Source organism: Lysinibacillus sp. NPDC096382, assembly GCF_044762845.1.
Classification (GTDB): Bacteria; Bacillota; Bacilli; order Bacillales_A; family Planococcaceae; genus Lysinibacillus.
This window is the reverse complement of sequence record NZ_JBIWFC010000035.1, coordinates 1-15,667: the sequence shown is the minus strand read 5'-3', so window position 1 is coordinate 15,667 and position 15,667 is coordinate 1. Positions and strand designations below refer to the sequence as shown.

General features: G+C 38.6%; 12 protein-coding genes, 6 tRNA genes, 1 rRNA gene and 1 pseudogene. 16 read left to right on the top strand and 4 right to left on the bottom strand.

What is annotated here, in order from left to right; genetic code table 11:
• Positions 1-95 (top strand): 5S ribosomal RNA (gene rrf, locus ACIQZA_RS25300); the annotation flags it as partial.
• Positions 96-222: 127 nt separating this feature from the next.
• On the opposite strand, the gene mbcS is transcribed toward rrf, so the two are convergent.
• Positions 223-1,806, bottom strand: coding sequence for an acyl-CoA synthetase MbcS (gene mbcS / locus ACIQZA_RS25295; RefSeq protein ID WP_402884563.1), 1,584 nt, complete (start codon positions 1,804-1,806; stop codon positions 223-225).
• Positions 1,807-2,074: 268 nt separating this feature from the next.
• Here mbcS and ACIQZA_RS25290 point away from each other — a divergent pair.
• From ACIQZA_RS25290 to ACIQZA_RS25230, 13 genes are all read left to right on the top strand, one after another.
• Positions 2,075-2,151: transfer RNA gene (locus tag ACIQZA_RS25290), tRNA-Asn, on the top strand.
• Positions 2,152-2,264: 113 nt separating this feature from the next.
• Positions 2,265-2,339 (top strand) — tRNA-Glu (locus ACIQZA_RS25285).
• 75 nt (positions 2,340-2,414) lie between these two features.
• A tRNA-Val gene (locus ACIQZA_RS25280) sits at positions 2,415-2,490 on the top strand.
• 14 nt (positions 2,491-2,504) lie between these two features.
• Positions 2,505-2,588, top strand: a tRNA-Tyr gene (locus ACIQZA_RS25275).
• Between the two features lie 16 nt (positions 2,589-2,604).
• Positions 2,605-2,679 (top strand) — tRNA-Gln (locus ACIQZA_RS25270).
• 13 nt (positions 2,680-2,692) lie between these two features.
• Positions 2,693-2,765 (top strand) — tRNA-Lys (locus ACIQZA_RS25265).
• 175 nt (positions 2,766-2,940) lie between these two features.
• Complete coding sequence (gene rocF, locus ACIQZA_RS25260; RefSeq protein ID WP_402884565.1) at positions 2,941-3,846, top strand: arginase; 906 nt, start codon at positions 2,941-2,943, stop codon at positions 3,844-3,846.
• Positions 3,847-3,979: 133 nt separating this feature from the next.
• Positions 3,980-4,543, top strand: coding sequence for an RNA polymerase sigma factor SigW (sigW, locus tag ACIQZA_RS25255; protein WP_402884566.1), 564 nt, complete (start codon positions 3,980-3,982; stop codon positions 4,541-4,543).
• 13 nt (positions 4,544-4,556) lie between these two features.
• On the top strand, positions 4,557-5,183 hold the full coding sequence (locus ACIQZA_RS25250; RefSeq protein WP_400941945.1) for a zf-HC2 domain-containing protein: 627 nt from the start codon (positions 4,557-4,559) through the stop codon (positions 5,181-5,183).
• A gap of 149 nt (positions 5,184-5,332) precedes the next feature.
• The gene (gene cdaA, locus ACIQZA_RS25245; RefSeq protein ID WP_185903583.1) at positions 5,333-6,169 is read left to right on the top strand and encodes a diadenylate cyclase CdaA; all 837 of its coding nucleotides are present in this window, start codon (positions 5,333-5,335) and stop codon (positions 6,167-6,169) included.
• On the top strand, positions 6,162-7,247 hold the full coding sequence (locus ACIQZA_RS25240; protein ID WP_402884568.1) for a CdaR family protein: 1,086 nt from the start codon (positions 6,162-6,164) through the stop codon (positions 7,245-7,247). The genes cdaA and ACIQZA_RS25240 overlap by 8 nt, the downstream gene beginning before the upstream one ends.
• Positions 7,248-7,532: 285 nt before the next feature.
• Positions 7,533-8,885 carry a phosphoglucosamine mutase gene (gene glmM / locus ACIQZA_RS25235; protein WP_402884570.1) on the top strand — a complete coding sequence of 451 codons (1,353 nt, stop codon included), beginning with the start codon at positions 7,533-7,535 and terminating at the stop codon, positions 8,883-8,885.
• Between the two features lie 180 nt (positions 8,886-9,065).
• Positions 9,066-9,587 carry a type 1 glutamine amidotransferase domain-containing protein gene (locus ACIQZA_RS25230; RefSeq protein WP_400941953.1) on the top strand — a complete coding sequence of 174 codons (522 nt, stop codon included), beginning with the start codon at positions 9,066-9,068 and terminating at the stop codon, positions 9,585-9,587.
• 291 nt (positions 9,588-9,878) lie between these two features.
• On the opposite strand, the gene ACIQZA_RS25225 is transcribed toward ACIQZA_RS25230, so the two are convergent.
• The gene (locus tag ACIQZA_RS25225) at positions 9,879-10,451 is read right to left on the bottom strand and encodes a hypothetical protein (protein WP_400941956.1); all 573 of its coding nucleotides are present in this window, start codon (positions 10,449-10,451) and stop codon (positions 9,879-9,881) included.
• Positions 10,441-10,782: a PadR family transcriptional regulator gene (locus ACIQZA_RS25220; RefSeq protein WP_221887682.1), complete on the bottom strand. Its 342-nt coding sequence runs from the start codon at positions 10,780-10,782 to the stop codon at positions 10,441-10,443. The genes ACIQZA_RS25225 and ACIQZA_RS25220 overlap by 11 nt, the downstream gene beginning before the upstream one ends.
• Positions 10,783-11,615: 833 nt before the next feature.
• Between ACIQZA_RS25220 and glmS the strand changes: the two genes are divergently transcribed.
• Positions 11,616-13,418 carry a glutamine--fructose-6-phosphate transaminase (isomerizing) gene (gene glmS / locus ACIQZA_RS25215; RefSeq protein ID WP_402884572.1) on the top strand — a complete coding sequence of 601 codons (1,803 nt, stop codon included), beginning with the start codon at positions 11,616-11,618 and terminating at the stop codon, positions 13,416-13,418.
• A gap of 502 nt (positions 13,419-13,920) precedes the next feature.
• Complete coding sequence (gene trhO / locus ACIQZA_RS25210) at positions 13,921-14,862, top strand: oxygen-dependent tRNA uridine(34) hydroxylase TrhO (protein WP_402884574.1); 942 nt, start codon at positions 13,921-13,923, stop codon at positions 14,860-14,862.
• Between the two features lie 177 nt (positions 14,863-15,039).
• On the opposite strand, the pseudogene ACIQZA_RS25205 reads toward trhO, so the two are convergent.
• Positions 15,040-15,213, bottom strand: a pseudogene (locus ACIQZA_RS25205) (YdhR family protein); the annotation flags it as partial.
• Positions 15,214-15,667 lie beyond the last annotated feature (454 nt).

Below are 15,667 nucleotides of genomic sequence, written 5' to 3'. Positions count from 1 at the left end.
GTCACACCCGTTCCCATACCGAACACGGAAGTTAAGCTCTTTAGCGCCGATGGTAGTTGGGGGCTTCCCCCTGTGAGAGTAGGACGTCGCTAGGCGCAAAAAGTCGCTGCTGATAAACTCAGTAGTGGCTTTTTTTATATGCAAAAGAATATTAAATACTAGCAATATATATAAAGGAGACATTTCAACCAAGTGAATGGTAAAATGTCTCTTTATTATATTTTATACAGTTGTTGTTGCTGCTCGTAGTTCTATACGACGAATCTTACCAGAAGTTGTTTTTGGTAGCTCATTGATAAAGACAATACTACGAGGATATTTATAAGGCGCTGTTAATGCTTTAACGTGCTCTTGTAGTTCTTTTATTAACTCGTCCTCATCAAGATCTCTGAAGCTTTCTCGTAAGATGACAAAGGCTTTAACAATATGGCCTCTAATTTCATCTGGAGCTGCGACTACAGCACATTCTTGTACAGCTTCATGTTTATTTAAAGCATCTTCTACTTCAAATGGCCCAATTGTATAGCCTGATGAAATAATGATGTCATCTCCTCGACCTTCAAACCAGAAGTAGCCGTCTTCATCGCATTTGGCTTGGTCCCCAGTAATATACCAATCTCCACGGAAGGCAGCTTGTGTACGTTCAGGCTCACGATAGTACTCCTTAAATAGAGCAGGAGAAGATTTGTGTACTGCAATATCTCCAACTTCTCCAACGGGTGCCTCGTTGCCTTCATGATCTATAATACGGACAATATTGCCAGGTGTAGGAACACCCATTGAACCAGGACGTAAATCAATATTTTCAAGTGTGCCAATTAATAAGGTATTTTCCGTTTGTCCATAGCCATCGCGAACTTTAAGATCGAAATTTTTCATAAATGTTTCGATGACTGGTCGATTTAATGGTTCACCAGCCGAAACAGCACTGCGTAGAGAAGATAGATTATAGTCTTTTAAATTATCAATCTTCGCCATAATTCGATATTCCGTTGGAGTACAGCACAATACATTAACCTTTTCTTCTTGAAGCAGTTTAAGGTATGTTTTTGCATCAAATCCTCCGTGGTATACTAATGCAGTTGCGCCCAGCATAATAGTCGATAAAAATGGGCTCCAAATCCATTTTTGCCACCCTGGAGCTGCTGTAGCCCAAACTAAGTCACCTTCACGTACACAAAGCCATTGTGAAGCGGCTGTTCTAATATGTGCATATCCCCATCCGTGTGAATGAACAACTCCTTTTGGTTTGCCAGTTGTGCCAGATGTATAAGAAAGAAATGCCATATCATCTCTTTTAGTAGCAGCTGCTGTAAATGTATCTGGCTGAGTACTTGCTAATTCATCTAAAGAGGTCCAATCACCAGTAGCAGTGCCTATAAGCAATTTATTATTTAAAGCTTCCACTGAAGAAGTAATACAATCTACCTCACTTGTGAACGCTTCATAGGCTATTACTGCCCTTGCAGAAGAGTGTGCCATACGATATTCTAAATCACTTGCACGTAACATTTCTGAACAAGAAATAGGAACAATCCCAGCCTTTAGACAGCCAAGGAAGACAAAATAAGCTTCAGGCAGACGAGGAATAATAACTAATACGCGATCTCCTTTTTGAAGCCCCTTCTTCGTAAAGGCATGCGCGTATTGATTCATTTTTTGAACAAGTTCAACATAGGAAATTGTTTGACGCTCCTGCTGAGTATTTAGCCACCGTATTGCTTGGCGATCACTATCTCGAGAAAATTTCTCCAATTCCTCTGTAATATTATAGAATTCCGGTGCAATTAAATCGTTTGTTACCATGTAAACATTCCTCCCCCAAACAAATTTAATAGAAAATTCATAAAACTATTTCTATTTTAACAATTACAATAATATGCAGCAAGAATATTTTGTACATGAAATAGAAATATTAGATTTAATAAAGAACTATTAGGTTTCTTGTTGCTGCATAGGAAGACTTCGACAAAAAATATAAAAATTTTCACAAAAAGTATTGCATAATTTATAATGCTTGCTATAATAATAAATGTACTTAAGAGGTTTTAAAAACCGAATTGAATAGTATTGTTCCGAAGTAGCTCAGTTGGTAGTAGCACCTGACTGTTAATCAGGTTGTCGCAGGTTCGAGTCCTGCCTTCGGAGCCATTTTTTTGCTCATTTTTAAAGGTGATGTATACATAAAAAATTTTAAAAAAGTATTGCATCGTACGACAAAAAATGTTATCATAATACTTGTCTTGTTTGAGACATTTGAAAATGGCCCCTTGGTCAAGTGGTTAAGACACCGCCCTTTCACGGCGGTAACACGGGTTCGAATCCCGTAGGGGTCACCATTTTTAAAGCATTGTAGTAATGCAAGGCTTAAAAATAAAATAAAAAACTGTAAAGAAATGAACACCTGTTTCTATGGAGGATTAGCTCAGCTGGGAGAGCATCTGCCTTACAAGCAGAGGGTCGGCGGTTCGAGCCCGTCATCCTCCACCATAATGTGTTATTTCGGAGGGGTAGCGAAGTGGCTAAACGCGGCGGACTGTAAATCCGCTCCTTAGGGTTCGGCGGTTCGAATCCGTCCCCCTCCACCAGTTTTTTATAAATGATTGGGGTATAGCCAAGCGGTAAGGCAACGGATTTTGATTCCGTCATGCCTAGGTTCGAATCCTAGTACCCCAGCCATATTTATTTTTTCGAGCCATTAGCTCAGTTGGTAGAGCATCTGACTTTTAATCAGAGGGTCGAAGGTTCGAGTCCTTCATGGCTCACTTTTATAACTAAAAAAAGTGTAACATTAACTACAGATACTAATCTCTTGCTGAAAACAGCAGGAGATTTTTTTATGCTCTTTTAAATTGCATAAATATTCATAAAATTGCGAGGTTGAGCCAAGAAGGATGCAGGCTTTACAATAGTCTTACAATCTAAAGGGGGTATGAAAAAATGAATAAACTAAATGTTTCTATTATTGGTGTACCAACAGATTATGGGCAAACTCGCAGAGGGGTAGATATGGGTCCGAGTGCTATTCGTTATGCAGGCGTTGTAGAGCGCTTGGAGGCAATAGGGCATGTAGTACATGATCAAGGGGATATACGTGTTAGTCAAAAACAAGAAGGCACTATTGTTGATAAACAGCTACTTAATTTAGAGGAAGTTATCGATGTAAGTACGTCTTTGGCGAAAAGTGTAAATGAAGCAATTGAACAAAAGGAGTTTCCACTTGTACTTGGTGGCGACCATAGTATTGCTATTGGTACTCTTGCAGGGCTAGGTGAGCATTATAAAAATTTAGGCGTTATTTGGTTTGATGCGCATGCTGACTTAAACACACCTGAAACGACGCCGTCTGGTAATATACATGGTATGCCATTAGCTGTAAGCATTGGACTTGGTCATGAACAGTTAGTGAAAATTCGTAATAATGTACCGAAAATTAAACCTGAAAACGTTATTATTATAGGAGCGCGTTCTGTAGATCCAGGAGAACGTGAATTAATTAGCCAGCAAGGAATCAAAGTATATACAATGCATAAGGTAGATCGTCTTGGAATGACGCGTGTAATGGAAGATGCTCTAGGTTATTTAAGGGAGCGCAATGTAGATGGTTTGCATTTATCACTTGATTTAGATGGTTTAGATCCACTTTATACGCCAGGGGTTGGGACACCTGTACCTGGTGGTATTACATATCGAGAAAGCCATTTGGCAATGGAAATGCTTCAGGAATCAGGTATGCTAACATCTGCTGAATTCGTTGAAGTTAATCCGATTCTAGATGAGAAGAATAGAACTGCCGATGTTGCAGTAGCATTAATGGGCTCTTTATTTGGCGAAACTCTAGTTTAAAGAAATTTAACAAAAAATTGCCTATTGCCACAATGTATAAAAATCTTTTGCTATAATTAATAATAAAACGAAACTTTTCTTATCGATAGGCCGTATAGTATAAGACAGTTGTAAAGGTGGAGAAATAAACACAATGGATGCGTTAGTAAACAAGAAAATTAAACAAGTGCTTAAAGGTGATCAAAACGCATTTGCAGATATTGTGAGTCTCTATCAGCACAAACTGTACCAAGTATGCTTTAGGATGTTAGGGAACAAGCAAGAATCTGAGGACATTGCACAAGAAGCTTTTGTTCGTGCCTATATGAACTTGCATACTTTTGATCAGAAAAGAAAATTTGCGACGTGGCTTTATCGTATAGCGACAAACCTTTGTATAGACCGTATCCGGAAGAAAAAGCCGGATTACTATTTAGATGCAGAAGTAGCTGGTACAGAAGGACTTGATATGTATTCGCAGATCGCAGCAGATGACCAGCTACCTGAAGAACAGATAGAGCAAATGGAACTGCAAGATCGCATTCAATATGAAATTGGACGTTTGCCTGATAAATACCGTTCAGTTATAGTATTGAAATATATTGAAGAATTATCATTACAGGAAATTAGCGAGATATTAGATATGCCTCTTGGAACGGTGAAAACGAGGATTCACCGCGGACGTGAAGCGTTACGAAAGCAATTAAATAATCTGTAGGAGGGGAAGCGTCATGAATACTTGTCCAGAGCATATAATAGACTATATCCATGATTATTTAGATGGTGACATTAGTCGTGAGCATGAGCAAGAGTTAAAACGACATTTGCATACATGCAGTGATTGTAAACAGTTGATGCAGGAATTAAGTGAAACAATCGCCTTTGTGAAGAGCGCTTCCCACATTACATCACCTCCGCATTTTGAAGAAGCCGTGATGGCTCGTTTACCGAAACCCAAAAGTCGTGTAGGGATGCAAAAGTGGATTCGTCGGCATCCACTCTTTGTGGCAGCAGCAGTTTTTTGTTTATTCATGAGTGCAACTTTACTAGGTAGTTTTATGGATGACCGACAGTTCTCCGTGACTAAACAGCCAAACCTAGTTGTTGAAGGGCAAACGGTTATTGTGCCGAAGGGTGAAATTGTAAAAGGCGACATTATTGTTAAAAATGGTGATTTAATTGTTGAAGGTGAAGTGGATGGCAATGTCACTGTTATTAACGGGCAGTATATGGCATCTTCGGCAGTTGTTTCGGGAAAAATAGAAGAAATTGACGAAGTATTCGAATGGCTTTGGTATACGATTAAAAATTCAGTGAAGTCTGCTGTAACATTCGAGGAGAAACAAGCAACTAAATAACACTCTATACGTCCTAATAGATAGTGCACGTGAGAGGCTGAAAGGTCTACTCTTTTGAGTAGACTTTTTATTTGAAAAAAGTTACATTTGATAAGAATGTGCTATACTTATATGTGTATGGATTCGCAATGAAAAGTGGGGGATGCCACGTGCAAATTATCGAACATTTCGCTAATTTAACACCTGTGAATATTGTTATTAACTTATTAGATGTACTGCTCGTATGGTACGTTATTTATAAAATTTTAACCCTCATTAAAGGTACAAAGGCTGTCCAATTATTAAAAGGCATTTTCGTCATTATTATTGCGCGCCTTGCTACAGACTTTTTTGGGTTAGAAACGTTAGGTTGGATGTTAAAACAAGTCATCGAATTCGGTTTCTTGGCGATTATTATCATTTTCCAACCTGAAATAAGACGTGGTCTTGAACAAATTGGTAGAGGGAAGTTGTTTCAACGTTCGATTAGTCAAGTTGAAGAAGAACAAACAAGGCTTATTGAGGCGATGAAGAAATCTGTTAGTTATATGGCCAAGCGTCGTATAGGGGCGTTAATTTCTATTGAAAAAGAAACTGGTCTAAATGAATATATTGAAACAGGTATAGGTCTAAATGCTGAGATTTCATCTGAATTATTGATCAACATTTTTATACCTAATACACCGCTACATGATGGAGCGGTTATCATGCAAAAAGATAAAATATCGGCAGCGGCTTGTTATTTACCGCTTTCTGAGAGTCCGTTTATCTCAAAAGAGCTTGGGACACGTCACCGTGCTGCACTTGGCTTAAGTGAAGTGACAGATGCCATTACTATTGTCGTATCAGAGGAAACCGGTGCCATTAGTATTACACTGAATGGTAATCTACATCGAAATCTTTCTTTAGAGGAATTCGAAGGACTGTTACGTAAAATGTGGTTCGGATCAGCACAGGAATCAAATGCAGCCTCTAAGTTAACTTGGAGGGGGAAAAAGAATGGATAAAATGATGGATAGCCCTTGGGTGTTACGAATTGTTGCGCTAATTTTAGCCTTATTGTTATTTTTCTCCGTTCGTGCTGAATTATCTCCTTCAAATAAAACAATAATGAGTGAGCAAACAGCGGTAATCCGAGATGTACCAGTAGATGTTTTTTATGACGATAAGAACCTCATTGTAACAGGGATACCAAAGACAGTAGATGTTACGATAAAAGGTCCAATGACACTCGTTTTACAGGCTCAAGCGTCGAAGGATTTTTCTGTATTTGCAGATTTGAGTAAATTACTCATAGGTGAGCATAATGTTCGACTACAATACGAAAATATTTCGGAGAAGTTGCAAGTTACATTAGACCCTGCGATTGTAAAGGTTAACATTGAGGAAAAGGTCACACAAGAGTTTCGTGTTGACCCTGAGCTAAATACTCGTTTACTTGAAGAAGGATATATTTTAAATGGCATGATTGCTAATCCAGCTACGGTGTATATTACAGGTGCCAAAAGTGCAATTGAGAATATTAGCTATGTAAAAGCTACTGTAACGGGTGAACAAGGCTTGAAAGAACCGTTCTCACAAGTAGCGGCAGTTAAAGTACTAGATCGTGATTTAAATAAGTTAGACGTGACGATTGAACCAGGAACTGTGAAGGTAGAAGTAGATATTGGGGCTTACAGTAGAGAGTTGCCTGTTGTGCTGAAGGAAATAGGAAAAGCAGGGAATGGTATTACCGTCAACCAATTAACAATTAGTCCTACAAAGGTGAGAGTATACGGTAGAAAATCTATGATAGATACTTTAACTGCAATACCATTAGAGGTTGATTTATCAAAAATTACAGAATCAAAAACTTATGAATTTGAAGTGAAATTGCCAGAAGGTGTGACAAAAATATCTGACCCAAAAATTAAAGTGAAGGCAGATATTACGAAGGTAGAGCAGGAAAAAACAACAACGACAACAACTACTAACCCTCCTGCTCCTACACCTACTCCTTCGCCACCTTCAGAGGAGACTAGCACTCCTTCTGATAACAACACGCCGCCGCCTACTGATAAAACAGAAGAAGATATTGATTCTTAAACAATAACTGACTATAATTTTATTTTGATTCAGTAGAGATTTCGTTCTCTATCGGTAAAGGTATTCTTTAACGAGAAGAAGTTACTTAGGCTAAAATCAAAATACCCTATGCTAAAATTTATCTGTGCTTATTTACAAGCCCAGATAAATTACATAGGGGCATAATTAATAGTTACCAGTGAATGAACGAAAATAGACTTTTCCAAAAGTAAGCAGACGAGTGTTCTAGTTGTCAGCATAGACAAGCATGACCGCCGTCTTGCATTGAAGGAGAGAATAATTAAAATGGGTAAATATTTTGGAACAGATGGCGTCCGTGGCGTCGCGAATAGTGAATTAACACCGGAGTTTGCATTTAAACTTGGCCGTGTAGGTGGTTACGTTTTAACGAAGGATGCAACTGACCGTCCAAAGGTTTTAATCGGTCGTGACACACGTATTTCAGGTGAAATGCTTGAAGGTGCACTTGTAGCTGGTCTTTTATCAATCGGCGTAGAGGTAATGCGTCTTGGTGTTATTTCGACACCAGGTGTGGCCTATCTTACTCGAATGATGAGCGCAAATGCAGGCGTTATGATTTCAGCTTCACATAACCCAGTAGCTGACAATGGTATTAAATTTTTCGGTCCTGATGGCTTTAAGCTAAGGGACGCGCAAGAAGCTGAAATCGAAGCAATATTAGATGCTCAAGATGATACTTTACCACGTCCAATAGGGGCAGATTTAGGTTCTGTAAGCGACTACTTCGAGGGTGGACAAAAATATATTCAATACTTAAAACAAACAGTGGCTGAAGAATTTGAAGGCATCCACGTAGCATTAGATTGTGCGCATGGCGCTACGTCTTCGCTAGCTACACACCTATTTGCAGATTTAGAAGCGGATATCTCAACGATGGGTGCCTCACCAACAGGTTTAAATATTAATGACGGTGTCGGTTCAACACATCCAGATGGATTAGCTAAATTTGTCACAGAAAAGGGTGCTGATGTTGGTTTAGCATTCGATGGCGATGGTGACCGTTTAATCGCAGTAGATGAAAACGGTAAAATTGTTGATGGTGATCAAATTATGTTCATCATTGGTAAGCATTTAAATACAGTTGGTCGCTTGAAAAAGCAAACAATTGTTTCGACGGTTATGAGTAACATGGGCTTCTACAAAGCTGTTGAAGATAACGATATGCATAGTGTACAAACAGCTGTAGGTGATCGTTACGTTGTGGAAGAAATGCGTGCTAATGATTATAATCTTGGTGGCGAGCAATCTGGTCATATTGTTTTCCTAGACTTTAACACAACTGGAGATGGCTTATTAACAGGTATTCAGCTTGTTAACATTATGAAGGCTACAGGAAAAAAACTATCAGAGCTTGCTTCTGAAATGAAAATTTTCCCGCAGCGTTTAGTCAACGTACGTGTAACAGACAAGCATGCTGTGACAGAAAATGCAAAAGTTGCTGCAGTGATTGCTGAAGTAGAAGCAGATATGGCTGGTAACGGTCGCGTGTTAGTGCGTCCTTCTGGTACTGAGCCACTTGTACGAGTAATGGTGGAAGCGGCTACAGAAGAAGACTGTGAGCGTTACGTAGAGCGTATAGCAGATGTTGTCCGTGCAGAAATGGGCTTAACTGAATAAATAGTATAAACTCGATTTCCTTTGATAGGAGGTCGAGTTTTTATTTTTTTGCCTTACAAATGAAATTGATGGATTGAACATGATTAATTATTGAAAGCTCTACCAACGAAAAAATGAATGCTTTCGAAAAGAATGGGAACAGTAGTACAGAGTCACAATAACAAGGAGTGTTGTATTGCAATGGCTAAAATTGCTACAGTGATTACCAATATGTTTGAGGACGCTGAGTATACAAGTCCTAAAGGAGCATTAGAAGCGGCAGGTCATGAACTAATAACGATTGATACGACGGCAGGCATTGAAGTAGAAGGTAAGCATGGAGAGAAAGTAAAAATCGATAAAGATATCGATGAGGTAAATGCTTCTGAATTTGATGCATTATTCATCCCAGGTGGTTTTTCTCCTGATATACTACGTGTAGATGATCGTGTTGTGGCATTTGTCAAAGAATTTATGGATGAGATGAAGCCGACCTTTGCTATTTGTCATGGACCTCAATTACTCATTACGGCAAAAACATTAAATGGTCGTGACGCAACTGGCTACAAATCGATTCGTGTAGATTTAGAAAATGCAGGTGCGATATTTCATGACGAGGAAGTGTTTGTTTGCCAAAAGCAATTGGTAACAAGTCGCACACCGGAGGATCTACCAGCATTTAATCGAGAAATTGTAAAATTATTGGAGAGTAATGAAGGCTAAGCTTAAAAGGCACAAGTAGTTTGCCTGTGCCTTTTATGTTTTAACTTCTTTCAGCGAGTGTCCAAGCATCCGTAAAAGAAGTTAAAGCCCTCCGGTGGATGTCACGAAAATCGGAAAAGGAGTTAATAAAGGATGCTAGCCTAAAATTACCGCATCCATGTGATAACAGCTAACTGACCTGCATCGGTGCCGCTGCCGCTACGCTTTCGCACAAAAACATTTGCGAGCATAAGCACAATCCCGATTCCGGCGCAATTATGCCGATGCATAGTTATTTTAATTAAAACAGCCCTACTTCTTTTTCAACGCAATAATAGCATTGGTAATTTGCCCGAGTCCGATACCAATGATAATGCCAACACCAGCGCCAATTGCCGTGTTAATCCAGCCTCTATCAACAAAAGCTTCATATCCACCGCCAGATAGAAAACCGCTTAGTCCGCCAATACCTAATCCTAAAAATAGAAAGCCACCATAAAACAGTCCGATTGCCTCATAATCTGCGGGATCACGATTTTCGTAATACTGCTGAAAGCGTTCATTTAAATCCTCAGATTGCTCAGAATTACTGGCGAATTGCAATTTCTCGCTAGCCTTATTAAAAGCTTCTTGCTCCGTTAAACCTTGTGACATTAAATCATTCATATAATCGCTCATATAGAGTATCATGTCATCTTGTGCTTCTCGCCCCTGATCGGAACGCCCTTTAAACTTCGACAATTGCTTGTCAATTTTCCGTTTAGTTTGCCCACTTTTCTTGCGCAGCTTTTCTATATAAGTCATCTCAGCGTCCTGCAAATAATTCTGGGATTGTTCTTTCGTAAAACGATTAATTCTCTCCTGAATTTCACGACTAAAGCTCATGTTTGTTCCCTCCATTATTTCTTAAAATTTCAATACGACTACTTAAAAAATCCCATTTAGCCCAGAAGGATATTAATTTTTCTCTTCCTTGTTCATTAAGCGTATAAAATTTCCTTGGTGGACCCATTTCAGATGGCTTTTTGACAATATTGACAAGGCGATTTCTTTCCAATCGCATAAGTAACGCATACACAGTTCCTTCAGCTATGCCCTCGAACCCCATCTGCGTGAGATATTTGACAATCTCATAACCATATATTTCACCGCGGCTAATGATTTCTAATACAATACCTTCTAAGACTCCTTTGAGCATTTCACTCAGATTATCCATGATCTCACCCCCAGGCTTAGCTTTACCTGTACTAAGTGTTGCTAAGTACTGTATATAGTATTGCTAAGTAGTGGATTTGTCAAGCAATAAAAGAATGGGATTTCTCCAGGTAGATAGTTACTTTTGGACGATTTATCTTCGACACTGTTCAAAATAAATCCATAGCCGAAATATTTATTGCTGACATAAGGAAAAAACATCATAGTTTAAACTTCTTTATGTAACGTTACAAATGTTTTGGTAGCGACAGCTCAATTATGCCAAGGCATAAATCTCAAGATAGGCTTTATAGCAGATTGTTTGTCTACTTTGTCACTGAAAAGTAGGATAAATAGGTGTTTTTTATAACGAAAATTTGACGTATAGCATATGATTGAGTATGATGGAGAAGTTGAATATGAGGTCCGACCTTATCATTTAACGAGAGCGCATAAGGAGGGAAGAAAGCGCAAAATCGGAAAACAATTATAGCGCCTGAGCTGAAGAAATTGGACGAAACTAGCTTCAGCAGACGAGGTGGAGGTTTATCGAAAGTTCGGCGGATGCCTCCCGATCGACGTACCCGATTGTCACTTTTCATTTTGAAAGCATTTAAGCGATTGAATGTACAGAAAATGAAAAAGGTATAGTTAAAGCAATAGATAAATAGAGAAACCGCATGTATCGAATGGGTACTGTTCAGATGGCTGAATGGGTGTTAACAATGTGCATGTATTAGTTTGCTTATTTTACATAAAAAATTAGCATGGCTTTTACATTCATTAAAAAATTCGATAGGTTGAGGTCTAGTTTGTCGTTGCGTCAAATTGACAATATCGGAGGAAAAGGAATTTATGTGTGGAATTGTAGGATATATTGGAGAATCAGATGCAAAGGAAATTTTATTAAAAGGTTTAGAGAAACTAGAGTACCGTGGCTATGACTCAGCGGGTATCGCAGTACGTAACGAAGATGGTGTAACAGTCTTTAAAGAAAAGGGACGTATTGCAGATTTACGTGATGCAGTGGACGAGGACGTTGCTGCTAAAGTGGGTATCGGCCATACACGTTGGGCAACTCATGGTGTGCCAAACCGTTTGAATGCACACCCTCACCAAAGTGCATCAGGACGTTTTACGCTAGTACACAACGGAGTTATCGAAAACTATCATTTATTACAAAAAACTTATTTAAAAGGTATTCCGATGAAATCTGATACAGACACAGAGGTCATCGTGCAATTAGTAGAGCTATTTGTGAAAGAAGGTTTAAGCACGGCTGAGTCATTCCGTAAAACATTATCTTTATTACATGGCTCTTACGCATTAGCTCTATTAGATGCAGAAGCGGCAGATACAATTTTCGTTGCGAAAAACAAATCTCCACTTTTAGTTGGTGTTGGTGAAGGCTTTAATGTTGTAGCTTCAGATGCGATGGCAATGCTACAGGTAACAGATCAATATGTGGAGCTACACGATAAAGAGGTCGTAATCGTACACAAAGCTAGCGTTGAAATTACAAAGTTAGACGGTACATTAGTAGAACGTTCTCCATATACAGCTGAGCTTGATATGAGCGATATTGAAAAAGGTACGTACCCTCACTATATGTTAAAAGAAATGGATGAGCAGCCAACAGTTATTCGTAAAATCATTCAAGCGTACGAAGGTGAGAATGGCGAATTAACAATTGACGCTACTATTTTAGAAGCATTACAAGCAGCAGACCGTCTATATATTATTGCAGCCGGCACAAGCTATCATGCAGGTCTAATCGGTAAGCAATATTTTGAAAAAATGGCTGGTATCCCAGTGGAAGTTCATATTTCAAGTGAATTCGGCTACAATATGCCATTACTTTCAGAAAAACCATTGTTTATCTTTATTACACAATCAGGTGAAACAGCAGATAGCCGTCAAGTACTTGTGAAAATTAAAGAGCTTGGTTATCCAACATTAACGATTACAAACGTACCTGGCTCTACACTTTCACGTGAGGCAGACCATACATTGTTATTACATGCAGGTCCAGAAATTGCGGTAGCCTCTACAAAAGCGTATGTAGCACAAGTAGCTGTACTTGCTCTAACAGCATATGTAACAGCGAAAGCTAATGGCAAAGGCTTAGAATACGATTTAAAACAAGAACTTGCGATTGCAGCAAACGGTATCCAAACAATTATCGATTCAAAAGATGTTTTAGAGGATATTGCTGAGGACTACTTAAAAATCGCACGCAACGCATTCTTCATCGGCCGTAACATAGACTTCTATGTAAGCCTTGAGGGTGCCCTAAAGCTAAAAGAAATCTCTTATATCCAAGCAGAAGGCTTTGCAGGTGGCGAGCTAAAACACGGAACAATTGCCTTAATCGAAGAAGGTACACCGGTGTTTGCCCTTGTTACACAAGCAGCAGTAGGATTAAACATCCGTGGTAACGTCAAAGAGGTAGCAGCACGTGGAGCATACCCATGCATTATTGCCATGGCTGGCGTAGATGAAGACGGTGACCGTTTAGTAATCCCTCAAGTTCATGAATTACTAACACCACTAGTTTCTGTAGTGCCATTACAATTAATTAGCTATTACGCAGCATTACACCGCCGCTGTGATGTGGATAAACCACGTAACTTGGCTAAATCGGTGACTGTTGAGTAATTGTTGAGATAGAGTTCAATTGTGAGTTATAACTAATACTGTCACATTTTATAATTATAGTTGTCATATAAAATATAAGATGATGTGACACTAAAATAAACCTTGGTACAGTGTAGTTGTTATTGTATCAAGGTTTATATTTTTTCCAAATTATTTTTTATAGTAAAATACATTACAAATAAGATTTAAAACTTCTGCAAAATTTATAATTAATATTGTCATTTTTGTTGAGTTTCAAAAAAGTCGTATACTTTACATTAAAGCGAGATAGTTAATTATTTACTTACCAGTTCTTTACTTTATTGATCTCATTAATTGGATCGGTTATTTCTTGTTAGTTCAAATCCGCTGAACACTTCAAAAGTTCTTTAAAAACAATATTGTATACCCATTTCAGCCTAATTACCGATAGCATATTAAATGATTATCCTTTATGTTTAATAGGTCGTAAAAGACACTATCGGGTATATCCTGCAAATATATGAAATGATAGGTGGATACAATGAATTATCAAGTCTTATTATATTACCATTACACGAAAATTGAAGATCCAGCTGCATTTTCAGCAGCGCACTTAGCAATGTGTAAAGAAATCGGTTTAAAAGGTCGTATTTTAGTAGCCAATGAGGGCATTAACGGTACTGTTTCAGGTACGATTGAGCAAACGGAGCAATACACGGCAAGCATGGAAGCAGACCCATTATTTGAAGGCATTGTCTTCAAAATTGATGCGACAGATGAGCATGTATTCAAAAAAATGCACGTACGCCCACGTCCTGAGTTAGTAAACTTAGGCTTAGAAGAAGACGTAAACCCACATGAATTAACAGGTCGCTACCTGTCACCAGAACAATTCCTTGCTGAAATTCAAGATGAAAATACAGTAGTATTAGATGTGCGTAACACGTATGAATACGATGTCGGCCATTTTCGTGGCGCGATTCGACCAGATGTACAAAACTTCCGCGATACACCGGAATGGGTACGTGCAAACCGCGAGCTATTCGAAGGGAAAAATGTTTTAACATACTGCACGGGCGGGATTCGTTGTGAGAAGTTTTCGGGCTGGATGAAACGTGAAGGCTTTGGCGATGTTGGCCAATTACACGGCGGTGTTGCAACATACGGAAAAGACCCTGTTGTGAAAGGCCAATTATGGGACGGTCAAATGTACGTATTTGATGAGCGTTTAACGGTACCGATTAATCAAGTGGAGCATGTTATTATCGGTCGTGATCACTATGACGGCGAACCTTGTGAACGTTACATTAACTGTGCAAACCCTGAATGTAACAAGCAAATCATTGCATCTGAAGAAAATGAAGCAAAGCATTTAGGTGGCTGTACAATCGAATGTACAAAGCATGCGCGAAACCGCTACATTGTGCGTCACAATTTAACAGAAGAGCAAGTAGCGCAAACAATTGAGGCATTACAAGCATAAGCATGAAAGCTGTCTAAACATAAAAACGTCATTTTTAAAACACTAAAATAACCCTTGATACAGAGTAGTTTTTGCTGTATCAAGGGTTATATTTTTTGTTTTTTACAATAGAAGACATAACAAATAAGATGAAAAACTTCCTGCAAAAAATGTTGGATTTGGAACGAGGTGGTTAATTTATTTACTTACTGGTCCTTTATTGATCTCAGTAAGTTTAGAATTAATGAAAAAGATTTTTCCGTTGACATCTGTTACCCCAAAGCAAGCTAATCTTTTAGAGTGCATATCTAAATATTTTTCAGCCGTTTCTTTGGTTTCGAAAAGACAAATTCCACCGGCCTCTTTAGTTTCTTGACCAGGTTGTCATAGGTGTCATAACGACTCTATTCTTGATTGTTATTCCGCTTCTGAATGTGAAGGATTCAAATAACTTACATATTTTTGATACCTCTCTATCCATTATTTTAAAGATCCTGATTATATCTTTAAATGCCATCTTATGGCTGATAAAAGATGAATGAATGTAAATTACACTAAAACGGTAACGGTAGTCTAACGAACAGACTGCAATTGGTACAAATATCACTTATAATAAGAACTTTCTACAGAAGTGGAGGGATCTGATGTATCCATATGTTTGCGGGTGGTGTTAGCTAACGCTGATACTACCCCTAGGGCTGAAAAAACAAAAACCAAGAATGCCGTAAAATTTGAACTGCACCCAGTCAAGTAGACAGTGGAAATAATAAAAAATGTATTAAGCGGCTTGAGTCCTGAATTCTAACGGACTCAAGCCGTTTAATCG